This is a genomic window from Nannocystis sp. RBIL2, from assembly GCF_026626745.1.
Taxonomy (GTDB): Bacteria; Myxococcota_A; Polyangia; order Nannocystales; family Nannocystaceae; genus Nannocystis.
In genome coordinates, this window is sequence record NZ_JAPNJW010000001.1 from 3,050,713 (window position 1) to 3,069,064 (window position 18,352).

Below are 18,352 nucleotides of genomic sequence, written 5' to 3' on the forward strand. Positions count from 1 at the left end.
CCCGTCACGACCGACGTCGACGCAGTGCCGGTCGATGAACCAGTCGTCGAGTCGCAACCCGTCGCCCCGGCACCGGACCCCGAGTTCGCCCTGTTGCGCGAGCAATTGGCGGCAGTGCAGGCCCGGCTCGAGACCGTCGAGAAAGAGCGCGCCGCCGAGAAGGTCGAACTGAAAAAGGCCAGCAGCGCCCCCCGTTCGTGCGCGTCGGCGACGTCGGCCGCGCCGAGATCGCACCGACCCACATCGGCTTCGGCCCCGGCGCCGGCGTGTCGCAATGGGGCGTGCGTCTCTCGGGCTACATCCAATCGCAGTACCAGTGGAGCCAGCTCTCCGAGGACCAGATCCAGCAAGGCGGAGCGACGCTCAACCAGAACCGCTTCATGGTCCGCCGCGGCCGCCTGCGGATCAGCGGCGACTGGAAGTGGGCCGCCTTCGACTTTGAGCTCGACGGCAGCACCACCCGCGGCCCGTTCGTCGGCGTCCGCCAGGCCAACGCCAGCTTCGTCTGGCGCAACCCCGACGCTGCCCGGCCGCCCTACTTGATGGTCACCGCCGGCCTCACCGAGGCCCCGTTCGGCCACGAGCTGCGCCTCGGCCAGCGCGAGATGATGTTCATGGAGCGCTCTCTCGGCTCGCTGGCGTTCTTCCCCGGCCCCGTCGACGTCGGCGTGCGCGTGCGCGGCGGCATCGCTGCGTTCCGCTACGACCTCGCGATCATGAACGGCACCCCGCTCGACGACCGCGCCGGCGCCCGCAACACCACCGACCCGACCCGCGCCCCCGACTACATCGGCCGCTTCGGCTTCGCCGCCCGCCCCGGCAAGCACGCCCTCAGCGGCGGCGTCAGCCTGCTCTACGGGACAGGTTTCCACCGCGGCAGCGAGGCCACCAAGAACAAGCTCGAGTGGATCGACCTCAACGAGAACGGCGCGATCGACACCGGCGAATTGGTGGCAGTGCCCGGCCAGGCCGCCACCCCGTCCGTCAACTTCCGCCGCTGGGCCGTCGGCGCCGACTTCCAGGTCGGCCTGCGCTCCAAGGCCGGCTGGACGCAGATCCTCGCCGAGGGCACGATCGCCAGCAACCTCGACCGCGACCTCATCGTCGCCGACCCGGTCGTCGTCGGCGCCGACCTGCGCGAGCTCCACGGCTACGTCGCGGTCATCCAGGAATTGTTCGGCCGGGCCGTGGTCGGCGCGCGCTATGATTATTACGACCCCAACACCGACCTGCTCGACCGCCGCCGCGGCGAGTTCGTGCCCAAGGCCGCCGCCATCCACACGATCTCGCCGATCGCCGGGGCCCTGTTGCCACCAGGGTGGATCCCCGGCGTGCGCGGCCGCCTGGTGTTCCAGTACGACGCAGTCCTCGACTCTCTCGGCCGCGACAGCCGCGGCGTCCCGGCCAACCTCAAGAACGACCAGTTCATCATCCGCCTGCAGGGGGAATTTTAATAAACATGCGCGCCGTGCTGCTCGCATTTGCTCTCATCGCCGCCTGCACCGGCGAGGTGGAGCAGCAGATCGGGCTGTTCGAGCCGATCCGCGTGCCCGACGGCGAGCTGCTCGACGACGAGCCGCCGCTCGCCGAAGCTGGCCCGAAGGTCACCTCGCTCGACACCTCGTCCGGCATCCTCACCGTCGGCCAGAAGGGTCGCCTGCTGTCCGGCCGCACCACCGAGGACGCCCACGCGATCGCGGTCCGCTTCGACGGCCTCGGCAGCGGCTGGTGGGTGCGCCCGGTCCAGGACAAAAACCCGATGTTCCCCGGCGAGCGCGACTTCCAGCTCCGCCACGACATCGGCGGCGGCGCCCCGCCCGGCGTGCACACGCTGCTCCTCGCGGCGATCGACGAGGCCGGCCGGCGCGGCCCCGCCTTCGAGCTCGAGGTGTGCGTCCGCGACGACGGCCTGCCCGACAACCTCAACGCCTGCGACGCCGCCATCCCGCCGCCCGCGCTGGTGATCACTCTCGAGTGGGACCAGGACGTCGACCTCGACCTCGTGGTCGAGACCCCGGGCGGCAAGAAGATCGCCCACGCCACCCCGACCTCGGGCGAGAAGGTCGAGACCGAGGTGCCCTCCGGCGTCGTCAAGGATCCGTCCACCGGCCGGCTCGTGCGCGACAGCAACGCCGGCTGCGCGATCGACGGCCGCAACAGCGAATCGGTGGTGTTCCAGGAGCCGCCGGCGCGCGGCACTTATTTGATTTACGCCGATCTGTTCGACGCCTGCGGCGCGCCCGGGACTTTGTTCTCGGCCGCGGTGTACCGCCGCGTCGAGCGCGACGACGGCACCTTCGCCCTCGTCGAGGACGCGCGCACCGGCGGCGCGCTCGTCGACCTCCAGGCCACGGGCGGCGGCCAGACCCCGCTCTACGTGATGGCCAGCAAGCAACCGTGAGGACCGTGCCTTATGAACGTCGTCGATGAACTGATCAAGATCGCCCTGCTCGGCGCGACCTGGGTGCTCTACTTGCTGTTCGCGCTGTCGGTGCTGTCGATCGCGGCGATGGTCGAGCGCTGGCTGTTCTTCCGCAAGAACCGCGCCGGCGGCGAGAAGCTGCGCCAGGACCTGCTCGCCGCCATCGCCGCCCGCGACGAGGCGCGCATCGACGCTGCCCTCGCGAACAGCAAGACGGTCGAGGCCGAGGTCCTGCGCCAGGCCATGCTGTTCAAGGACGGCGGCTCCGCGGCCTTCCTCGACGCAGTCGAGAGCGGCCTCGCCTCCGAACGCGCCGGCCTCGATCGCGGCACCGTCCTGCTCGGCACGATCGGCAACAACGCCCCGTTCGTCGGCCTGTTCGGCACCGTGCTCGGCATCATCGAGGCCTTCTCCTACCTCGGCACCGGCGACCAGGCCGCCATGGGCAACGTCATGAGCGGCATCTCGGAGGCGCTGGTCGCCACCGCCGTCGGCATCTTCGTCGCCATCCCTGCGGTCATCGGCTTCAACGTCGCCCAGAAGAAGGCCGGCGAGCTCGAGAACAGCGTGCTGGCGCTGGCGCGCCTGCTGTCGGCCTGGCTCAAGCTGGCCGAGGCCCGCGCCGAGGCCGAGGCCCAAGACCCCGACAACCTGGCGCGTCTGCCCGATCGCGCGGCCCGGCGCGCGCTGGAGCCGATCCGCAGCGGAGGAACTTAGGGACATGGCCGGAACGACAGACACCGGCGGCCGCCGCCGCGCGCCGATCGCCGCCATCAACGTCACGCCGCTGGTCGACGTGATGCTGGTGCTGCTCGTCATCATGATGGTCTCCGCGACCTACATCGTGTCGCAGACGCTCAAGGTCGAGCTGCCCAAGACCGCCACCAGCGACGGCAAGACCGCCACGGTCGCCGCGGTCACCATCACCGACGCGCACGCGCTCTACCTCAACAAGCAGCCGGTCGACGAGGCGGCGCTGATCGCCGGCCTGCGCGGACTCTACGCCTCCGACAAGGCCATGACCCTGGTCGTCAGCGCCGACGAGCGGGCCGACCACGGCGCGGTCGTCCACGTCCTCGACCTCGCGCGCGTCGAGGGCATCACCAGCTTCGCAGTCAACGTGGAGCGCAAGAAGCTATGAGCGACCGGCGGCGGCTGTCGGCCCGCACCGTCTACGTCGTCAGCGCGCTGTTTCACGGCGCGCTGTGGCTGGGCGTGCGCAGCGTCGACAGGCCCGAGCCGCCGCCTCCGCCGCCGATCGTCATCAAGGTCACCGAGGTCCCGCCCGAGCCGCCGCCCGAGCCGCCCAAGCCGCCCGAGCCCGAGCCCGAGCCGCCGCCGCCCGAGCCGGCCGCAGAGGCCCCGCCCGAGCCCGCGCCCGAGGTCCCGCCGCCGCCCGCACCACCTGCCCCGAAGGCCAGGAAGGCCGAGCCCAAGCCCGCGCCCGAGCCCGCGGCCCCGGCCCCGCCGGCCGCCCCCGAGGTGCCCGACTTCGGCGGCCAGATGGGCAACAGCAGCGGCCCCGGCGGCCTGCCCGTCCCGCCGGGCAGCGCTGGCGGCCCCGGCGGCCCCGGCGGCGGCAAGCGCGAGAAGGTCGAGACCAAGACTCGCTCGCTCGACCCCAAGCCGAAGAAGGCCGCCGCCGACGATTGCGCCGAGCCCGAGGTCAAGCCCAAGCCGCTCGAGCTGCCGCAGCCGCAGTACACCGAGGCCGCGCGGGCGGCCGGGATCGAGGGCAAGGTCCGCGTGCAGCTCGAGGTCAAGGCCGACGGCAGCGTCGGTGCCGTCACCGTGCTCGCCTCGCTCCACCCCGACCTCGACGACGCCGCCAAGGTCGCCGCCAGGGCGGCCCGGTTCGAGCCCGCGACCCGCTGCGGCAAGCCGGTCGCGACCACGCTCACCATCTCGATCAAGTTCACGCTGTGACCGCAGGATCATGGCTGCTCGTTCGCACATGTCCTTGAAGACAGCCAATTCCGCGCTCCTCGCGGCGCTGATCGCCCTCGCCCCGGCCGGCGCCGCCGCCCACGTGTACGCCCCGCCGGCGCCGCAGCTGACCCGCGCGCCCGAGATGGTCGAGTTCGTGCCGGCCGACTACCCCGAGAGCGAGCGCGCCGCCGGGCGCCAGGCCGCGGTGGTCCTGCGCCTCCACATCGACGACACCGGCGCGGTCAAGTCGGCCGAGGTCACCGAGTCGGCCGGCCCGGCCTTCGACGCCGCCGCGGTCGCGGCTGCCCTCAAGTTCAGGTTCAGCCCGGCCGAGGTCGACGGCAAGCCCTCTGCGATCAGGATCGCCTACCGCTACGAGTTCGAGCTCGCGCCGGCCGCCCCGACCACCGCCGCCTTTCACGGCGTCATCAAGCGCCGCGGCACCGGGGCGCCGGTGCAGGGCGTCACTGTCACTGTCACCGCCCCCGGCCTGGCCGCGCCCGCGGTCGCGGTCACCGACGCCGCCGGTCGGTTCCAGTTCACCGACCTGCCCCCGGGGACAGCCACGGTCACCCTCGCCGGCGAGCGCCTGCCCGCGCTCGAGGTCACCGAGGAGCTCGAGTCGGGCAAGGAGCACGACCTCGCCTACGAGGTCTCTCTCGTCGACCCCGAGCCCGAGGCGCCGAGCGGCGACGATCTCGAGATCGTCGTCGTCGCCCCGCCGCTGCGGCGCGAGGTGGTGTCGACGGCCGTGCGCGCCGAGGAGGCCGGCAAGGTCCCTGGCACCTCCGGCGACGTCCTGCGCGTGGTCGAGAGCTTGCCCGGCGTGGCCCGCAGCGCCGCAGGCTCGGGCCAGCTGATCGTCTGGGGCGCCGCGCCGCAGGACACCCGCGTCTACGTCGACGGCGTGCCGATCCCGCGCCTCTACCACGAGGGCGGCCTGCGCTCCGTGATCCATCCGATGCTGGTCGACAGCATCGAGCTGGTGCCCGGAGGTTACGGCGCAGCGTTCGGCCGCGGCCTCGGCGGCATGGTCTCGGTCGGCACGCGCACGCCCGACGGCAAGCGCGTGCGCGGCCGCCTCGCCGCCGACACCCTCGACGCCTCCGCGGTCGTCTCGGTCGCCCTCGACAAGCGCCAGCGCGTCCGCCTCGCCATCGCCGCTCGCGTCTCCTATCTGAAGCTCTGGGCCGATCGCCTGCTCGACCCCTCCGCCCGCGCCTTCTTGCCGATCCCTCGCTACGGCGACGGCCAGCTGCGCCTCTCCATCAAACCGACCTCGCGCGACCGCATCGAGATCGTCGGCCTCGCCAGCGGCGACCGGTTCTCGCGCGGGATCCCCAGCGCCGATCCTGCCCTCGCGGTCCTCGACCAGCGCAGCCTCGACTTCGGCCGCGTCTACGCCCGCTGGACCCGCGACTACGACGACGGCGGCAGCCTCACGGTCACCCCCTTCGTCGGCTACACCCGCGCCCGCCAGGTCAGCAGTTACGGCGACGTCGCCACCTCTCTCGCCTCCAGCAGCTGGCTGGTCGGCGTGCGGGCGAATCGGCGGATCCGCGCCGCCCGCTGGTTGCACTTCGACGTCGGCCTCGACGCCGAGGTCAACATCACCGCGCTGGCGCGCCGCGGCTCGCTCGGCCTGCCCGCGCGCGAGGGCGACATCCGCGTGTTCGGCCAGCCCCCGCCCGACCAGATCGGCGGCGACGACTGGCAGACCACCTCCATCGGCCTCGCGCCCTACGCCCAGGCTGAGCTGTCCTTTTGGTCAGGCAAGCTGCGCGTGCTCCCCGGCCTGCGCATCGACCCATATGCGCGTAGCGTCAGCCGCCGCAACCCGCCGACCCGCGGCGCCCCGGCCGTCGGTCTGTTCGAGCAGGACTTCGCGGTCGAGCCGCGCTTCGCCATCGTCGGCGAGCCGCACTGGCGCGTCCAGCTGCGCGGCGCCGCCGGCCTCTATCGCCAGATGCCCGCCGCAGAGGACCTCTCGGCGGTGTTCGGCAACCCGCGCCTGCCGACCTCACGCGCGCTGCACACCGTCGTGGGCGCCGCGGTCAAGTTCACCAAGACCCTCTCGCTCGACGTCACCGCCTTCTTCACCCGCAGCAATCGCCTGGCGATGCGCAGCCCGGTCGACTCGCCGCTGCCCGCCCAGGCGCTGGCGCCGATCGGCAGCGGCCGCTCCTACGGCGCGCAGCTCCTGCTGCGCCAGGAGATGTTCAAGGGCCTGTTCGGCTGGGTCGCCTACACCATCATGCGCTCGGAGCGGCAGAACGGCCCCGACGCGCCCGTGCGCGTGTCCGACTACGACCAGACCCACATCCTCACCGCGGTGCTCGCCTACGCCCTGCCGCGCGGCTTCGAGGTCAGCGGCCGGTTCCGCTACGCCACCGGCTTCCCGCGCACCCCCGTGGTCGGCGCCTATCACGATTCGACCTTCGACCGCTTCCAGCCGGTCTTCGGCGCCCACAATTCGACGCGGATCCCCGCCTTCGTCCAGCTCGACCTGAGGATCGGCAAACGCTTCGACATCGCCAAGACCCACCTCGACATCTTTTTGGAAGTGCTCAACGCCTGGAACCGCAAGAACGCCGAGGAGATCGCCTACTCGCCCGACTTCGCCGCCCGCGACTACATCCGCGGCTTCCCCGTCCTGCCGGCCTTCGGCCTGCAGTGGGAGTTCTAAGGAGTGTCACGGCAAGTTTCACGCGCGTCGAGCCCGGTTGCGGGCATGCGACTGCCACTTCGAGTGGAAGGCTCGCTTGCCCGCCACGCTCGCAACGGATACCTTTCTCACTCGAAGGTTCAGGACAAAGAGATGTCGAGCTCGAATGTACTCACGTTCACGGAGCAGAATTTCGAGCAGGAGGTCGTCCAGGCCTCCTGGTTCGTGCCTGTGTTGGTGGTCTTCACGGCGACCTGGGCTGAGCGCTGTCGCGAGCTCTTGCCGATCGTCGAGAAGATCGCGGACGACTACCAGGGCAAGGTCAAGGTGGGCACCCTGGACATCGACGGTGCCCCCGAGACCACTCAGAGGAACGGAGTCAAATCCGTCCCGACCTCCATCGCGTTCAGAGGCGGGAGCAAGGTGAGCATTGAGCCGGGTCTCACGAGCCAGGAAGTCCTGCTCAGTATGCTGTGCTTGGCATAGCCAGGACGGCGGCGCTGTAAGGTAGTGGATTGCTCCCGCCTCAAGCCGCATGACACCTGCGGTCACAACATGTCTCGAGAGGCATATCGTGGCAACGACCTCGCGGCGCCCCGAACGCGGTCCCCGGCCCTCGACATGACCGTGAGAACATGTCCCATGCGCCATCTCCTCGCCCCGCCCGCTCCCGTCCGCGGCCCCACGCGCCCCATTCTGCCCCTGAGGACATGTCCCATGCGCCATCTCATCGCCCTCCCCGCTCCCGTCCGCGACCTCCCGCCCCGCCCGGCCTCGCACTCTTCTTGCTGCCCCTGAGGACAGGTCCCATGCGCCACCTCCTCGCCTTCGCCCCGCTGCTCGCCTGCGTCCCCGACCTCGACGTCGACCTCGCCCGCGTCGACGCCCCGCGCGTCCTGGCCGTCCGCGCCGAGCCGGCCGAGGTCGTGCCCGGCGAGCCGGTCGCGCTGTCTGCCCTCTACGTCGACGCCGGCGGCACCCTCGTCGACGGCCCGCTCGAGTGGGCCTTCTGCGCCGCCCGCCGCCCGCTCGCCGAGCTCGGGCCGGTCAGCCGCGCCTGCCTCGGGCGCGACGGCGGCGCCCTGCTGTCTCTCGGGACAGGCCTCGCAGTCGACGCCCCCGCGCCCGCCGACGGCTGCCGCCTGTTCGGGCCCGAGCCGCCGCCCGCGACCGCCGATCAGCCGGCGGGGCGCCCCGTCGATCCAGACATCACCGGCGGCTACTACCAGCCGCTGCGGATCTTCGCCGGCGAGGACGACACCGACCTGACCCTGTTCCAGCTGCGGATCACCTGCGGCCTGGCCGGCGCCGACCAGCAGCAATCCGCCGAGTACCGCACCCGCGCCCGCCCCAACCGCGCGCCCGCGGTGGTCGCCCTCGAGCGCGACGGCGACACGATCGCGCCCGGCGTCGCAGCGACAGTCGCCCCCGGCGGCGAGCTGCCGCTGCGCCTGGTCTGGGAGACATGTCCCGAAGAACCAAGTTGCGGCGACGCCCTGTGCACCCTCGACGAGGCCGCCGACACCTGCCCCGGCGACTGCGGCGGCCCGATCGGCTGCGGCGGCGCCGAGACCTACCTGCGCTTCGACCCGACCGCCCTGGAGCTCGTCACCGAGCGCGAGGCGATCCGCGTCGCCTGGTACGCCACCGGCGGCCGCTACACCGCCGCCCGCACCGGTCGCGCGCCGGACGAGCGCGAGGCCTTCAGCGACAACACCTGGACCGCCCCCGACGCGCCCGGCGATTACACCTTGTGGATCGTCGTCCGCGACGACCGCGGCGGCGCCGACTGGCGCGAGCTGCCTATCCGCGTCGAGTAGCCCCCGCTGCGCCCTCTCGCGGCGATGCGATCGATCGGTCGCCGCGACGACGCGGTCGAGCCGTCGTTCCGCGTCGAATCGCCCCAATCAGCCTTCGGCCGATGTCATGAATCGCTCGCCGCGACGGCGGGGCCGACGGCGATCCACGCATCCTGTATTTTTGCGCACGCGCGTCGCTCCGCGCACGTCGAGCGATACCGCGACGAGCACGGCTGCATACCCCTGACCCCGAAGACCGCCCAGGGTTCCTCCGATCGCGCCCGATCGCCGCCGATCCACGAATCGACGTCGACCTGCAATTGATCGACCCGGGACGAGGACCTTCCCCACGAGGTTGCCCAAACAGGCTTTCCCATGAAAAAACACCCCACGCATTCACGATTCTCCTCCGCCCTCACGGCCCTTCTCCTCGTCACCGCCTGCTCCGAGCCGTCCGCCGACACGGAGAGCCGCACGATCAGCGCGCTGAACAGCGACGCTTCGGCAGAGGCCGTCCGGGGCTACGCCGAAGTCGCCGGCCCGGTGCTCCTGACCGACCAGACCCGCCCGGCGGCGCTCGCGAACTGCGACCCCCTGGCCCAGAATTGCCCGACCGGCGAAATGTGCGTCATCGCCTTCTTCTCTTTCGACGAATTCGAGTGCATCCCCGACGTCCACCCCGACGAGGGGAGGGCGTTCGCCCCCTGCGATTACTCCGACGCGTGCGCGCCGAGCTTCTTCTGCATGGTTCCCGCCGTCTCCCCCGAGTGCGATCCGGAGGAGATCGGGTGCTGCGTCCCGGTGTGTGACCTCGAGGCGCCCGACTGCCCCGAGGATCACACCTGCGAACCCTGGTTCATCCCCGAGGAGGCCCCTCCCGGCCTCGAACACATCGGCGTGTGCGCCAACTTCTAGCGCGCCCTCCGGCATCGCGAACATCCACGCTCGCGGCGCCGGTCCATCCGGCGCTGCGGGCCGTCGACGTCGACTGCCCATTCACCACGACCTCGCAATCGCTGCTTCTCGTCGCCGCACCGCCGTCGCCCGCTCGGCGTCCTGACGGGCGACGACGTGTGGGCAATGGTTCGAACGCGACGACGATCTGCGGACGCTCGCCGCCCATTCGCCGAGCACAACAATCGACGCTGTTCGGCCTTCGGCTCGGCGCCGATCTCGGCGTCGAGGTGCTGAACCGACGGCAGACAGTCGGCTTCAACGCCCTCGCGCGCCCGCGATTCGAGGTCGGCCGCCTCGCGGTGCGAGACGACCTCCTGACCGCGCTCGGCGGCGGCGTCCTGGTGTCGGTCGGCATCTCTGGCAACTGCCTCGGGTATGGACGCCCGCGCCCCGTCGTACCGCGCATCGACCCGTCCCAAAAGACAGTGTATCGCGGCGTCGCGCCGCGGCAGCGCACAGGAGGTCGCTCCAGTCGGCGAACGCTCGCCCGCGCGAACCTGTGCCGGCCCGCCCTCCGCAAAACCGGCCTCCGCGCGCCCTCGGGCGACCTCCCTTGTTCGGCCACCCGGGGGGGCGCATACTTTTCAGAGAAGACGATGATGACGATCGGCGCCGCGTCGAGTGGGTGGGAGCGAGCCGCACGGGCGGCCTTTGCCGGGCTGGCCGCCTCCCTGGTCGCCTGCCACTGGTGCCCCTGGGACAAGGACTGCGATCGCTGGTACGGCGCTGCCCACGACGCGCCGCTGCGGGTCGTCTCGCACAACCTCGCGGTCGGGCCCGGCGGGGCGCTGGCCGTGGCCGAGCAGGTCGAAGGGTTCCCCCGCCTCCGCTACGCGCCGCGCCCCAGCGGCACCAGCGTCGACCTGCACGCCGCGATCTCGCCGGCCGGCTTCGAATGTCCGCTCGTCGCAGTCGGCGATCGCGGCACGATCCTCGTGTCCGAGGACGACGGCGAGCGCTGGTCGACGCCCGCCACGCCGGTCCGCGACGCGCTCCGGGCCGTCGACATCGATTGCCCCTTCACCACCGCGGCGGCCGTCGGCGACGCCGGCGCGCTGCTCGTCGCCCGCACCAACCTCGACCTCTGGACCCCGCGCGAGACCGGCACCGACCGGACCCTGCGGGCCGTGGCGCTCGCCGGCGACCTCGGCTTCGCCGCCGGCGACGGCGGCACCGTGCTGCGCAGCCTCGACCGCGCCGACACCTGGGCCCCGATCGCGCTCGGCACCTCCGTCGACCTCGTGGCAGTCGAGTTCCTCGTCTACCCCAGGCAACGTGACACCGCGGTGATCGCCGGGGTCGACGGCGTGGTGTGGGCCAGCGACGACGACGGCGAGCGCTGGCGGGAGATCGACACCGGCCTGCCGGAGCCGCTGCTGCAGCTCGAGATCGGCCCGTTCTACCCGCGCGACGGTCGGCTCCAGCTGTCCCTCAGCATGCTGACCGACAGCGGCGTGTGGCACTGGTACGACCGCGCCGACGATCCGCTGAGCCTGCCCTACCCGCTCGAGCTGCGCGTCCACTCGTTCACCGAGGCCTCCATGTTCGGCGACCCCGGGCCGGTCGTGCTGGTCGAAGGCGGCCTGCAGGTCTGGCGCCCCTGCATGACGTGCGACTGAGACATGGCGATCGGGACATGTTTTGAAAGACATGCACGATAGTTTCCCGGCGAGGCCCGCCAGCGGCAGAGGCCGCCGAGTGGCTGCCAGGCTCGGCGACGGAGCCGGGCGAGCGTTGAGCACGCGGGCTCGCCCGTGGTATGGGGCCCCATGCCCAAGCCGACGAACTGGAAGAAGCTCTTGAAGAAACTGAGCGACGACCTGCTCGACGAGGCTCAAGACGAGGCGGACTTCTGTCTGGAACAGGAGGTGTACGAGCGCGTGATCGCGGACCACTGGCTCGGCCGCCCGGGGGCGTCCGAGGAGGCCCTCCGCGCGGCGGAGGAGCGCCTGGGGCTCGCGCTGCCGGCAGACTACCGGGCGTTCCTCGCGGCATCCAACGGCTGGTACTGCTGCTTGATGTTCCCGAACGGCCTCGCCTGCCTCCTGCCGGTCGAAGAGGTCCAGCGGTCGCACGCTTCGGAGGCCAACGTGGACTGGGTCATGCAGCACCACGCCTCGGAGCTGCAGGGGGTCGACCTCGGACGCGAGACGTTGCTCATCGGCGAGGGCGACGGCAACGAGTACATCTTCTTGCACCCCGGCAAGGGCCCCTGGGGCGTGTGCAACTGGGACCACGAGATTGGGATCACCCTGTTCCCCAGCTTCGAAGCCTTGATGCGCTCGCGGTGACGCCGCGCGGGACCGTGCGACCCCCGGCGCATCGACGCGCGCGACTTTTTCGCGCGAGGATTGTTGGCACCGCGCGCACTCTCCACAAACGCGACGGTCTCGATATTACTGTCCGCCGCTGCCGACCCACTGTCACGATCGGCGGGCGCGGGGCGCGAGGGAACCCACGCCCCCACCTCGAGGCCGCTCGTTTTCGCACATCCGCGCCGACCGCGGATGCGTTACCCTGGGGCCCGCAAGGCCCAGCGGGCCGGAAGACCGGAGGCCCAGACGTGGAGCAGGACCGCAATTTCGTGTTCGAGCGCTACATCCCGCTGCTCGACCCCGACACTTTCTCGGACGTCGCCTTTTATCAGGAGCTCGAGCGGATCGGCTATCGCCAGGTCCTGCTGGGGGGCACCGGCGCGGCCGACCTGCCGGGGCTGACGCTGAAGCTCAAGGAGCACACCCGGCTGCAGGTCGTGCTCTACCCGGCGGGCCCCGACTCGCTGGCGCCGGCGGACGTCGTGCTGCTGCCGGACGTGATGAACTCCAACTCGCACTACGCGCGCCCGTTCGGGTCCGGCTCGGTGGCCACCGCGATGCAGGTCGCGCGTCGCGGCCTCAACTTCATCCCGCTGGCCTATTTCATCATGGGCAACAGCACCGCGCGCTGGTACTTCGACGCCTTCCTGGTCCCGTCGCCGAAGATCATCCTCGGCTACGCCAGCTACGCGCGGATGGTCGGCTACCGCTACCTCGCGCTCGACTACGAGGACCCGGCGCTGGCGATCGACCCGAGCCTGATCGCCGCGATCAAGCAGGTGCCCGGGCTCCACCTCGTCATCTCCGACGAGTTCGACCCCGCGAGCGGCCGCGAGGCCCTGCGCATGGGCGCCGACACCGTCGTCACGCCCTCCGACATCTTCGAGGACGCCGGCGACCCGCTCCGCCTCGCCCGCGAATTCCACGACGCCCTGCTCAGGCCCGCGTGAACGAGCCCCCCCACGACCCCGCAGGCACCTCCCCTCGCCTGCGCCTGCTCACCCGTCCGATCCCCGTCGCCAGGCCCGACCTGCCGCTGCCGCCGCCGGGCCAGCTGCTGCGCGTGTTCGCGGGCGCCATCGCCATCGGCTCGACCGCCGCGGCCGTCGGCGCCTATTACATCACCCTCGCCGCCGACTTCCCGCCGGACGCGCTGCCGCCATTCCTCGCCATCCTCGCCGTCCTCGTCGTCACCTCGATCGCAGTCGTCTACCTCCGCCACCGCCGCTTCGTCGATCGCCTGGAGCCGTGGCTGCGCCGCCCGAGCGACAGCGTCGACCTCGACGCCTGGCGCCAGGCGCTGTCGTGGCCGGCCCGCCTGTCGATCTTCATCGGCCTGTCCGCGGTCGCCGTCGGCCTGAGCGCGGCCGCGATCATGATCGCCATCACCGGCGACCGGTGGCTCGGCCTCCACATCGCCGTCGGCGGGCTGCTCGCCGCGGTGCTCGACGCGATCTTCGCCTGGCTGTACACCGACGCCGCGACCCGCCCACTGCGCCGGGCATTGATCGCGCGCAGCCCGATGCTGCCGGTGACCGGCCCCGGGATCGTCCGCCTCGGCCTCGGGGCGAAGATGGCGATCGTGATCGTCGGCGTGCAGCTGGCGGGCGCGGTGATCTCGGGCACCCTGGCCTATCGCGGCGCGAGCGCGGCGGTTGCCGCCCACGAGCCGACGGCGCTGGCGCTGCACATCCTGGTCGTCACCGCGATCGGCCTGCTCGTCAGCCTCTCGGGCTGCCTGCTGGTCACGCGCCACACCACCGACCCGCTGCGCGAGCTGACCGACCTGGTCGGCACGCTGACGCCGGACCAGCTGTCGCGGCGGGCCCTGCCGATCGGCGGCGACGAGGTCGGCCAGCTCAGCGCCGCGGTCAACGGCATGCTCGGCGGCCTCGAGGAGCGCGACTTCATCAAGGACGCCTTCACCCGCTACGTCACCCGCCAGGTCCGCGACGTGGTGCTCCAGGGCGGCCTCGAGCTCGGCGGCGAGCTCGTCACCGCGACGATCCTGATGGCCGACATCCGCGGCTTCACCCCGCTGGTCGAGCACATGCCGCCGAAGCAGGTGGTGCGGATCTTGAACCGCTACTTCACCGAGATGGTCGAGGAGTGCATGGAGCACGGCGGCCTCATCGACAAATTCATCGGCGACGCGATCCTCGTCGTGTTCGGCGCCCCGGTCCGGCTCGCCCCCGAGCTGTCCGCGCGCGCGGCGGCCCGCGCGGCCCTGGGCATGCAGCGCCGGCTCGCGCGGCTCAACGACGCGCTCGCGGCCGAGGGCACCCAGCCGCTGCGGATCGGCGTCGGCGTCCACACCGGCGAGGCGATCGCCGGCAACATCGGCGCGCCGCAGCGGCTCGACTACACGCTCATCGGCGACTCGGTGAACACGGCGACGCGCATCGAATCGGCGTGTAAGGAAGTCGGCTCCGACGTCCTGATCTCCGAGGCCACGCGGATCTTGCTCGGCGACGCGGCCAGCGTCGGCGCGCCGGTGACGGTGCACCTCAAGGGCAAATCGCGCCCCACCGCGGTGTTCCCGCTGCTGGGCCTGCAGCCCTGATCGCGGACGTTCGGGGTCGCCGCGGTTCGCCGGCGCGCCTGCTCGCGCGGTCCCGTTCGCCGCTGCATTCGCGTCCGCGGCGCCCGCGGTGGACGGGGCGTTCGCCTGCGAGTACAAAGATCTGTCATGGGGACGAGCGACCTGAACTACCAGTGGGCGGTGCGGCGCCCGGCATGGACAGTGCGTCAGGCGGGCGAGCTCGTGCGCAGCGTCGCCGACACCGTCGAAGACGCGTGCCAGACCCATTTCCCGCCGTCGGAGGGCTTCCGCACCGAGGCCACCGAGCTGAACGGCCTGGTCGAGGGGGTGCGCCTGTCGGTGTCGCGCGGGGAGTTCTCCGCGGTGGTCAGCGCCCAGTGCTACGCCGAGCAGGTGCCCCTGGAGACATGTCCTTCCCGCCAGGTCTCGGTGCGCCTGGTGGCGGCCCGCCGCGACAGCCCGCCCCCGCCGCCCACCGTCCTCCGCCTGGTCCAGATCGCCGGCCCCGTGGCCCTGCTGCTCGGCGTCAGCGCGCTGGTGTTCGCCCTCATCTGCGCCGCCGCGGTCCCCGGGGTCGGCGGCTACTTCCGCCTGTCGCTGTGGATGAGCTTCATGCTGATGATGGCCCCCGCGGTGGCCTGGCTGGCCGGCGCTCGCACTTCCATGCAGCTCGAGGCGGTCGAGGCCAGCCACGCCGCCCTGTCGAACCGCGTGGCCGCCCTCGCCGACGCCAACGTCCGCTGGCAGCGCCTGCTCGCAGTCGTCCACGAGCAGCAGGCCGTGGTCGCCCAGTACAAGGCGCTGCCGTTCCGCCGCTGAAGGACATGTCCTGAAGGACATGTCCATCGGGCGCCGAGCCGCGGCGTCGGGCGTCAGTAGCCGATGCCGTAGCCGACCGGGTACGAGTCGTCCGGGGCGCTGTGATGGCTCTGCTCGGTGAAGCCGCCGTCGCAGTTCGAGCGCCAGACCGTCACGCCGTTCGTCACCGCGTTGAACCACAACACGTCGTCGCAGCCGTCGTAGTTGAAGTCGCCGGGGATCGGGGAGTAGTCGCCGTTGACCGTCCTCGCCACCGACGTGTACCCGCCCGACGAGTTGAACAGCCAGATCGAGTCGCCGCCGCTGCCCGGCTGGTACCAGAAGATGTCGGCTCGACCGTCCCCGTTGAAGTCGCCGACGAACGGCTTGTAGTACCCGCTGACCGGGTGGTTGAGGATCGTCGCGCCGCTCTCGAGATCGTCCCAAAGGCTGCCGTCGAGCAGGTTGAGCCGGTCGGTCAGGCTGCCGGGGCCGTACCAGAAGATGTCGCCGTAGCCGTCGCCGTCGAAGTCGCCGAGCAGCGGGATGTGGCGGTACGCCTCGGCGCCGACCGGCGGCGACAGGTCCACGTATTTCGTCTCGAACCCGTGCGTACCCGTGCCGCGCGTGACCCACCCGGCGCCGACGGTGTCGAACGAGAGGATCTCCGCGCCACCGCCGCCCTGGAACCCGAAGTTGCCGACGAGCGCCTTCGAATGGAAATCGAGGGCGGAGAACGCCCCGCCGTTGTAATCGGTCGTGGCGGTGGTCTGCGTGATGCCCATCGAGCCGTTAGCGCGCCAGAGCAGGCTACCGCTACCCGGCGACCACCAGAGCACCTCGGTATAGGTGCCCTGGTGAAAATTGCCGAGCAGCGGGATGCTCCACCCGTTGATGGTCGCGGCCGAGGTGGTGAAGGTGCCGTCGTTGTCGTTGGCGATGAGCTCGTCGGTCAAGCTCCCGGGCGCGAACATCACCACTTCGCGGGCCAGGTTGGCGTCGCCGTTATTGTACCACTGCACCGGCAGAGGACGCGACCACGAGCTCGCAGAGGTGGCGACCGACGTCGTGCCGGTCGCCGGCTTGGTGAACGCGATCGGCGTGCTGCTGGTGCCGGGGCTCTCGCTGGTGCTCCACAGGGACAATCTATAGTCGGCGGGCGTGTACCAGAGCACGTCGTCGCTCTCGTAGCCGCGGAAATTGTTGTATTGATTGTAGAGCTGGCCGAAGAGCTTGCCGTGGCCCTTGGGCATGCTGTAGAGGTACCACATGCCGGCGTAATCGAGCCGCGAGAGATCGTCGTTGCCGCTGTTCATGCCGCCGCAGAAATCGTACCCCATGATGGAGTCCGAATCCGCGAAGGTCACGCCGCGGACCGGAATGCCGTTGTCCTCGGCACAATTGGACCCTGCTTCTTGACCGAAGCGCAGGTGCTCGTGGTGGAGACCCAGAATGTGCCCGAGCTCGTGCTTGGTGGTTTTGAGCAGCCCGGCGTCGCTCTGCCCCAGGCCGAGATCACAGTAGTTGAGCGCCGCCGAAGCAGTACCCGGAAGGTCTGCGAAGGCCAGCCGGAGCGCAGGACAGGTGCCGACGCGAGACACGGTGAAGCGGATGTCGGAGACGCCGCCGGTGGCGCAGCCGATGCCGTCCTGATCGCTGACGTAGATGAAGTTGATGTCCGCGGTCAGCTCCCACGCCCGCGTGGCCTCGTTCAGGGCGGCCTCGACCCGATCTCGGTTGGTCTGGTTGCCCATGTCCCCGATGCAATAGGCGAGGCTGAGCTTCTCGTGCGCGTTCCAGACCCGGTCCCGGCCGGTGGAGGTCTGCCCGACCGTACTGCGTGGACACACTTCGCCGTCTTCGCACCCCGGCTCGTCGGCGACGGCGTATCGCTGCTCGTAATAACGCCGGACCTCCTCCTCGTCGTCGAACGCGATGTCTCCCTCGACGACCCAGGTCCCGTCGGGCTCGCGGGTCACGTACCGCCGAGCATAGGCGTCGAAGCCGCCCGCCTCCTGCGACGCGTCGGCGAGCGGCTGTTCCGGCCGATCGACCTCCGGCTCCGTGGCGCCGTGCTCGACCGCGGCGACGTCGTCGCACGCGCTCGGGAAAAGCGAAATCGCAAGAACAATCCATTTTTGCTGGTGCATCATCCAAGTCCTTTTCAAAGCTATTCTTATTCACAGTCCGAGCAATCGACGCAGCAAAGGCGTTTCGGGCACCATCGGCGCTGAAACACCTCGCCCCCGGCAACGCCGAGTCGTCACAACTGCTTGGGACTGAATCTATAGTTCCAGGGCATCCGAGTCAAGCAAAACGAACGCGCTGCAATTGCGCCATTCAGATGGCTCGACAGAGCGCAGCGTCGGGGTTTCGAGGATGAGGCGCCACGAAGACCGAGCGGGGAAGCATCGGCGGAGCCACGCGCGGCGCGGCTCGGCGCTCACCGTACTCGCCGCGGTCCCGCGTCGCCGCGTCGGCCCGGGCCGGCGACGGGCTCCTCCTCGCGCGTGAATGGCCGTGCCTCCAGACGAGTGGATCGCCGGCACCGTCGGCGTGCCCCTGGCGAGTTGGAACTCCCCGATGACGCTGCCCGCATCCGCCCTGACCCTCTCGCCCTCCGCGGCCGCTCACGCCTTCGAGACCCTTGCGGGCCGTCTGGTTCGGCATCGATGCCCACGACCTCCGAGGCCAGCCAGTCCGCGCTGACGTCTCGCGCCGCCGCCCTCGCCGACGTCGACGCCCGCGTGCAGCGCCTGCTCGCAGTCGTCCACGAGCAACAGGCCGTGGTCGCCCAGTACGAGGTGCTGTCGTTCCGCAGTCGACGCATATGACTTGAGAGACATGTCCTTTAAGGACATTCAATTGTTATGTACATGCCCGAAAGAACCTATGATCATAAATGTTCTTCCGAAGGCCCGCCGC

The 18,352-nt window shown here is 70.8% G+C and carries 16 protein-coding genes; 15 read left to right on the plus strand and 1 reads right to left on the minus strand.

From position 1 onward, the window contains the following. Positions 1-197: 197 nt before the first annotated feature. The 14 genes from OV090_RS11930 (at position 198) to OV090_RS11995 (ending at position 15,448) form a co-directional block, all read left to right on the plus strand. On the plus strand, positions 198-1,454 hold the full coding sequence (locus OV090_RS11930; RefSeq protein WP_267703720.1) for a porin: 1,257 nt from the start codon (positions 198-200) through the stop codon (positions 1,452-1,454). 14 nt (positions 1,455-1,468) lie between these two features. After that, complete coding sequence (locus OV090_RS11935; protein ID WP_267703721.1) at positions 1,469-2,401, plus strand: hypothetical protein; 933 nt, start codon at positions 1,469-1,471, stop codon at positions 2,399-2,401. A gap of 12 nt (positions 2,402-2,413) precedes the next feature. Beyond that, positions 2,414-3,139 carry a MotA/TolQ/ExbB proton channel family protein gene (locus OV090_RS11940; RefSeq protein WP_267703722.1) on the plus strand — a complete coding sequence of 242 codons (726 nt, stop codon included), beginning with the start codon at positions 2,414-2,416 and terminating at the stop codon, positions 3,137-3,139. A 4-nt stretch (positions 3,140-3,143) separates the two neighbouring features. Next, the gene (locus OV090_RS11945; RefSeq protein WP_267703723.1) at positions 3,144-3,563 is read left to right on the plus strand and encodes a biopolymer transporter ExbD; all 420 of its coding nucleotides are present in this window, start codon (positions 3,144-3,146) and stop codon (positions 3,561-3,563) included. After that, positions 3,560-4,348, plus strand: coding sequence for an energy transducer TonB (locus OV090_RS11950; protein WP_267703724.1), 789 nt, complete (start codon positions 3,560-3,562; stop codon positions 4,346-4,348). Before OV090_RS11945 ends, OV090_RS11950 begins: the two co-directional genes overlap by 4 nt. Before the next feature lie 28 nt (positions 4,349-4,376). Beyond that, entirely contained in the window at positions 4,377-7,037 is a 2,661-nt protein-coding gene (locus tag OV090_RS11955; protein WP_267703725.1) for a TonB family protein, read from the plus strand. Between the two features lie 132 nt (positions 7,038-7,169). Next, on the plus strand, positions 7,170-7,502 hold the full coding sequence (locus tag OV090_RS11960; protein WP_267703726.1) for a thioredoxin domain-containing protein: 333 nt from the start codon (positions 7,170-7,172) through the stop codon (positions 7,500-7,502). Positions 7,503-7,825: 323 nt separating this feature from the next. Beyond that, positions 7,826-8,836: a hypothetical protein gene (locus OV090_RS11965; protein ID WP_267703727.1), complete on the plus strand. Its 1,011-nt coding sequence runs from the start codon at positions 7,826-7,828 to the stop codon at positions 8,834-8,836. 354 nt (positions 8,837-9,190) lie between these two features. Then, on the plus strand, positions 9,191-9,730 hold the full coding sequence (locus OV090_RS11970) for a hypothetical protein (protein ID WP_267703728.1): 540 nt from the start codon (positions 9,191-9,193) through the stop codon (positions 9,728-9,730). Positions 9,731-10,368: 638 nt separating this feature from the next. Next, positions 10,369-11,391 (plus strand): hypothetical protein, encoded by a 1,023-nt coding sequence (locus tag OV090_RS11975; protein ID WP_267703729.1) that lies wholly within the window; start codon positions 10,369-10,371, stop codon positions 11,389-11,391. A 150-nt stretch (positions 11,392-11,541) separates the two neighbouring features. Continuing rightward, positions 11,542-12,063 (plus strand): SMI1/KNR4 family protein, encoded by a 522-nt coding sequence (locus OV090_RS11980; RefSeq protein ID WP_267703730.1) that lies wholly within the window; start codon positions 11,542-11,544, stop codon positions 12,061-12,063. A 272-nt stretch (positions 12,064-12,335) separates the two neighbouring features. Further along, a complete protein-coding gene (locus tag OV090_RS11985; protein ID WP_267703731.1) occupies positions 12,336-13,037 on the plus strand; it encodes a geranylgeranylglyceryl/heptaprenylglyceryl phosphate synthase in 702 nt (233 codons plus the stop codon). After that, complete coding sequence (locus tag OV090_RS50635; protein ID WP_267703732.1) at positions 13,034-14,650, plus strand: adenylate/guanylate cyclase domain-containing protein; 1,617 nt, start codon at positions 13,034-13,036, stop codon at positions 14,648-14,650. Before OV090_RS11985 ends, OV090_RS50635 begins: the two co-directional genes overlap by 4 nt. A gap of 126 nt (positions 14,651-14,776) precedes the next feature. After that, positions 14,777-15,448, plus strand: coding sequence for a hypothetical protein (locus OV090_RS11995; protein ID WP_267703733.1), 672 nt, complete (start codon positions 14,777-14,779; stop codon positions 15,446-15,448). 53 nt (positions 15,449-15,501) lie between these two features. Here OV090_RS11995 and OV090_RS50640 read toward each other — a convergent pair whose 3' ends face one another. After that, complete coding sequence (locus tag OV090_RS50640; RefSeq protein WP_267703734.1) at positions 15,502-17,406, minus strand: FG-GAP-like repeat-containing protein; 1,905 nt, start codon at positions 17,404-17,406, stop codon at positions 15,502-15,504. A 693-nt stretch (positions 17,407-18,099) separates the two neighbouring features. Between OV090_RS50640 and OV090_RS12005 the strand changes: the two genes are divergently transcribed. Beyond that, the gene (locus OV090_RS12005) at positions 18,100-18,261 is read left to right on the plus strand and encodes a hypothetical protein (RefSeq protein WP_267703735.1); all 162 of its coding nucleotides are present in this window, start codon (positions 18,100-18,102) and stop codon (positions 18,259-18,261) included. Positions 18,262-18,352 lie beyond the last annotated feature (91 nt).

Coding starts and splice junctions, on each gene's coding strand:
- OV090_RS11940 (WP_267703722.1), top strand. CDS start 2,414: ATGAACGTCGTCGATGAACTGATCAAGATCGCCCTGCTCGGCGCGACC.
- OV090_RS11945 (WP_267703723.1), top strand. CDS start 3,144: ATGGCCGGAACGACAGACACCGGCGGCCGCCGCCGCGCGCCGATCGCC.
- OV090_RS11950 (WP_267703724.1), top strand. CDS start 3,560: ATGAGCGACCGGCGGCGGCTGTCGGCCCGCACCGTCTACGTCGTCAGC.
- OV090_RS11955 (WP_267703725.1), top strand. CDS start 4,377: ATGTCCTTGAAGACAGCCAATTCCGCGCTCCTCGCGGCGCTGATCGCC.
- OV090_RS11960 (WP_267703726.1), top strand. CDS start 7,170: ATGTCGAGCTCGAATGTACTCACGTTCACGGAGCAGAATTTCGAGCAG.
- OV090_RS11965 (WP_267703727.1), top strand. CDS start 7,826: ATGCGCCACCTCCTCGCCTTCGCCCCGCTGCTCGCCTGCGTCCCCGAC.
- OV090_RS11970 (WP_267703728.1), top strand. CDS start 9,191: ATGAAAAAACACCCCACGCATTCACGATTCTCCTCCGCCCTCACGGCC.
- OV090_RS11975 (WP_267703729.1), top strand. CDS start 10,369: ATGATGACGATCGGCGCCGCGTCGAGTGGGTGGGAGCGAGCCGCACGG.
- OV090_RS11980 (WP_267703730.1), top strand. CDS start 11,542: ATGCCCAAGCCGACGAACTGGAAGAAGCTCTTGAAGAAACTGAGCGAC.
- OV090_RS11995 (WP_267703733.1), top strand. CDS start 14,777: ATGGGGACGAGCGACCTGAACTACCAGTGGGCGGTGCGGCGCCCGGCA.
- OV090_RS12005 (WP_267703735.1), top strand. CDS start 18,100: ATGCCCACGACCTCCGAGGCCAGCCAGTCCGCGCTGACGTCTCGCGCC.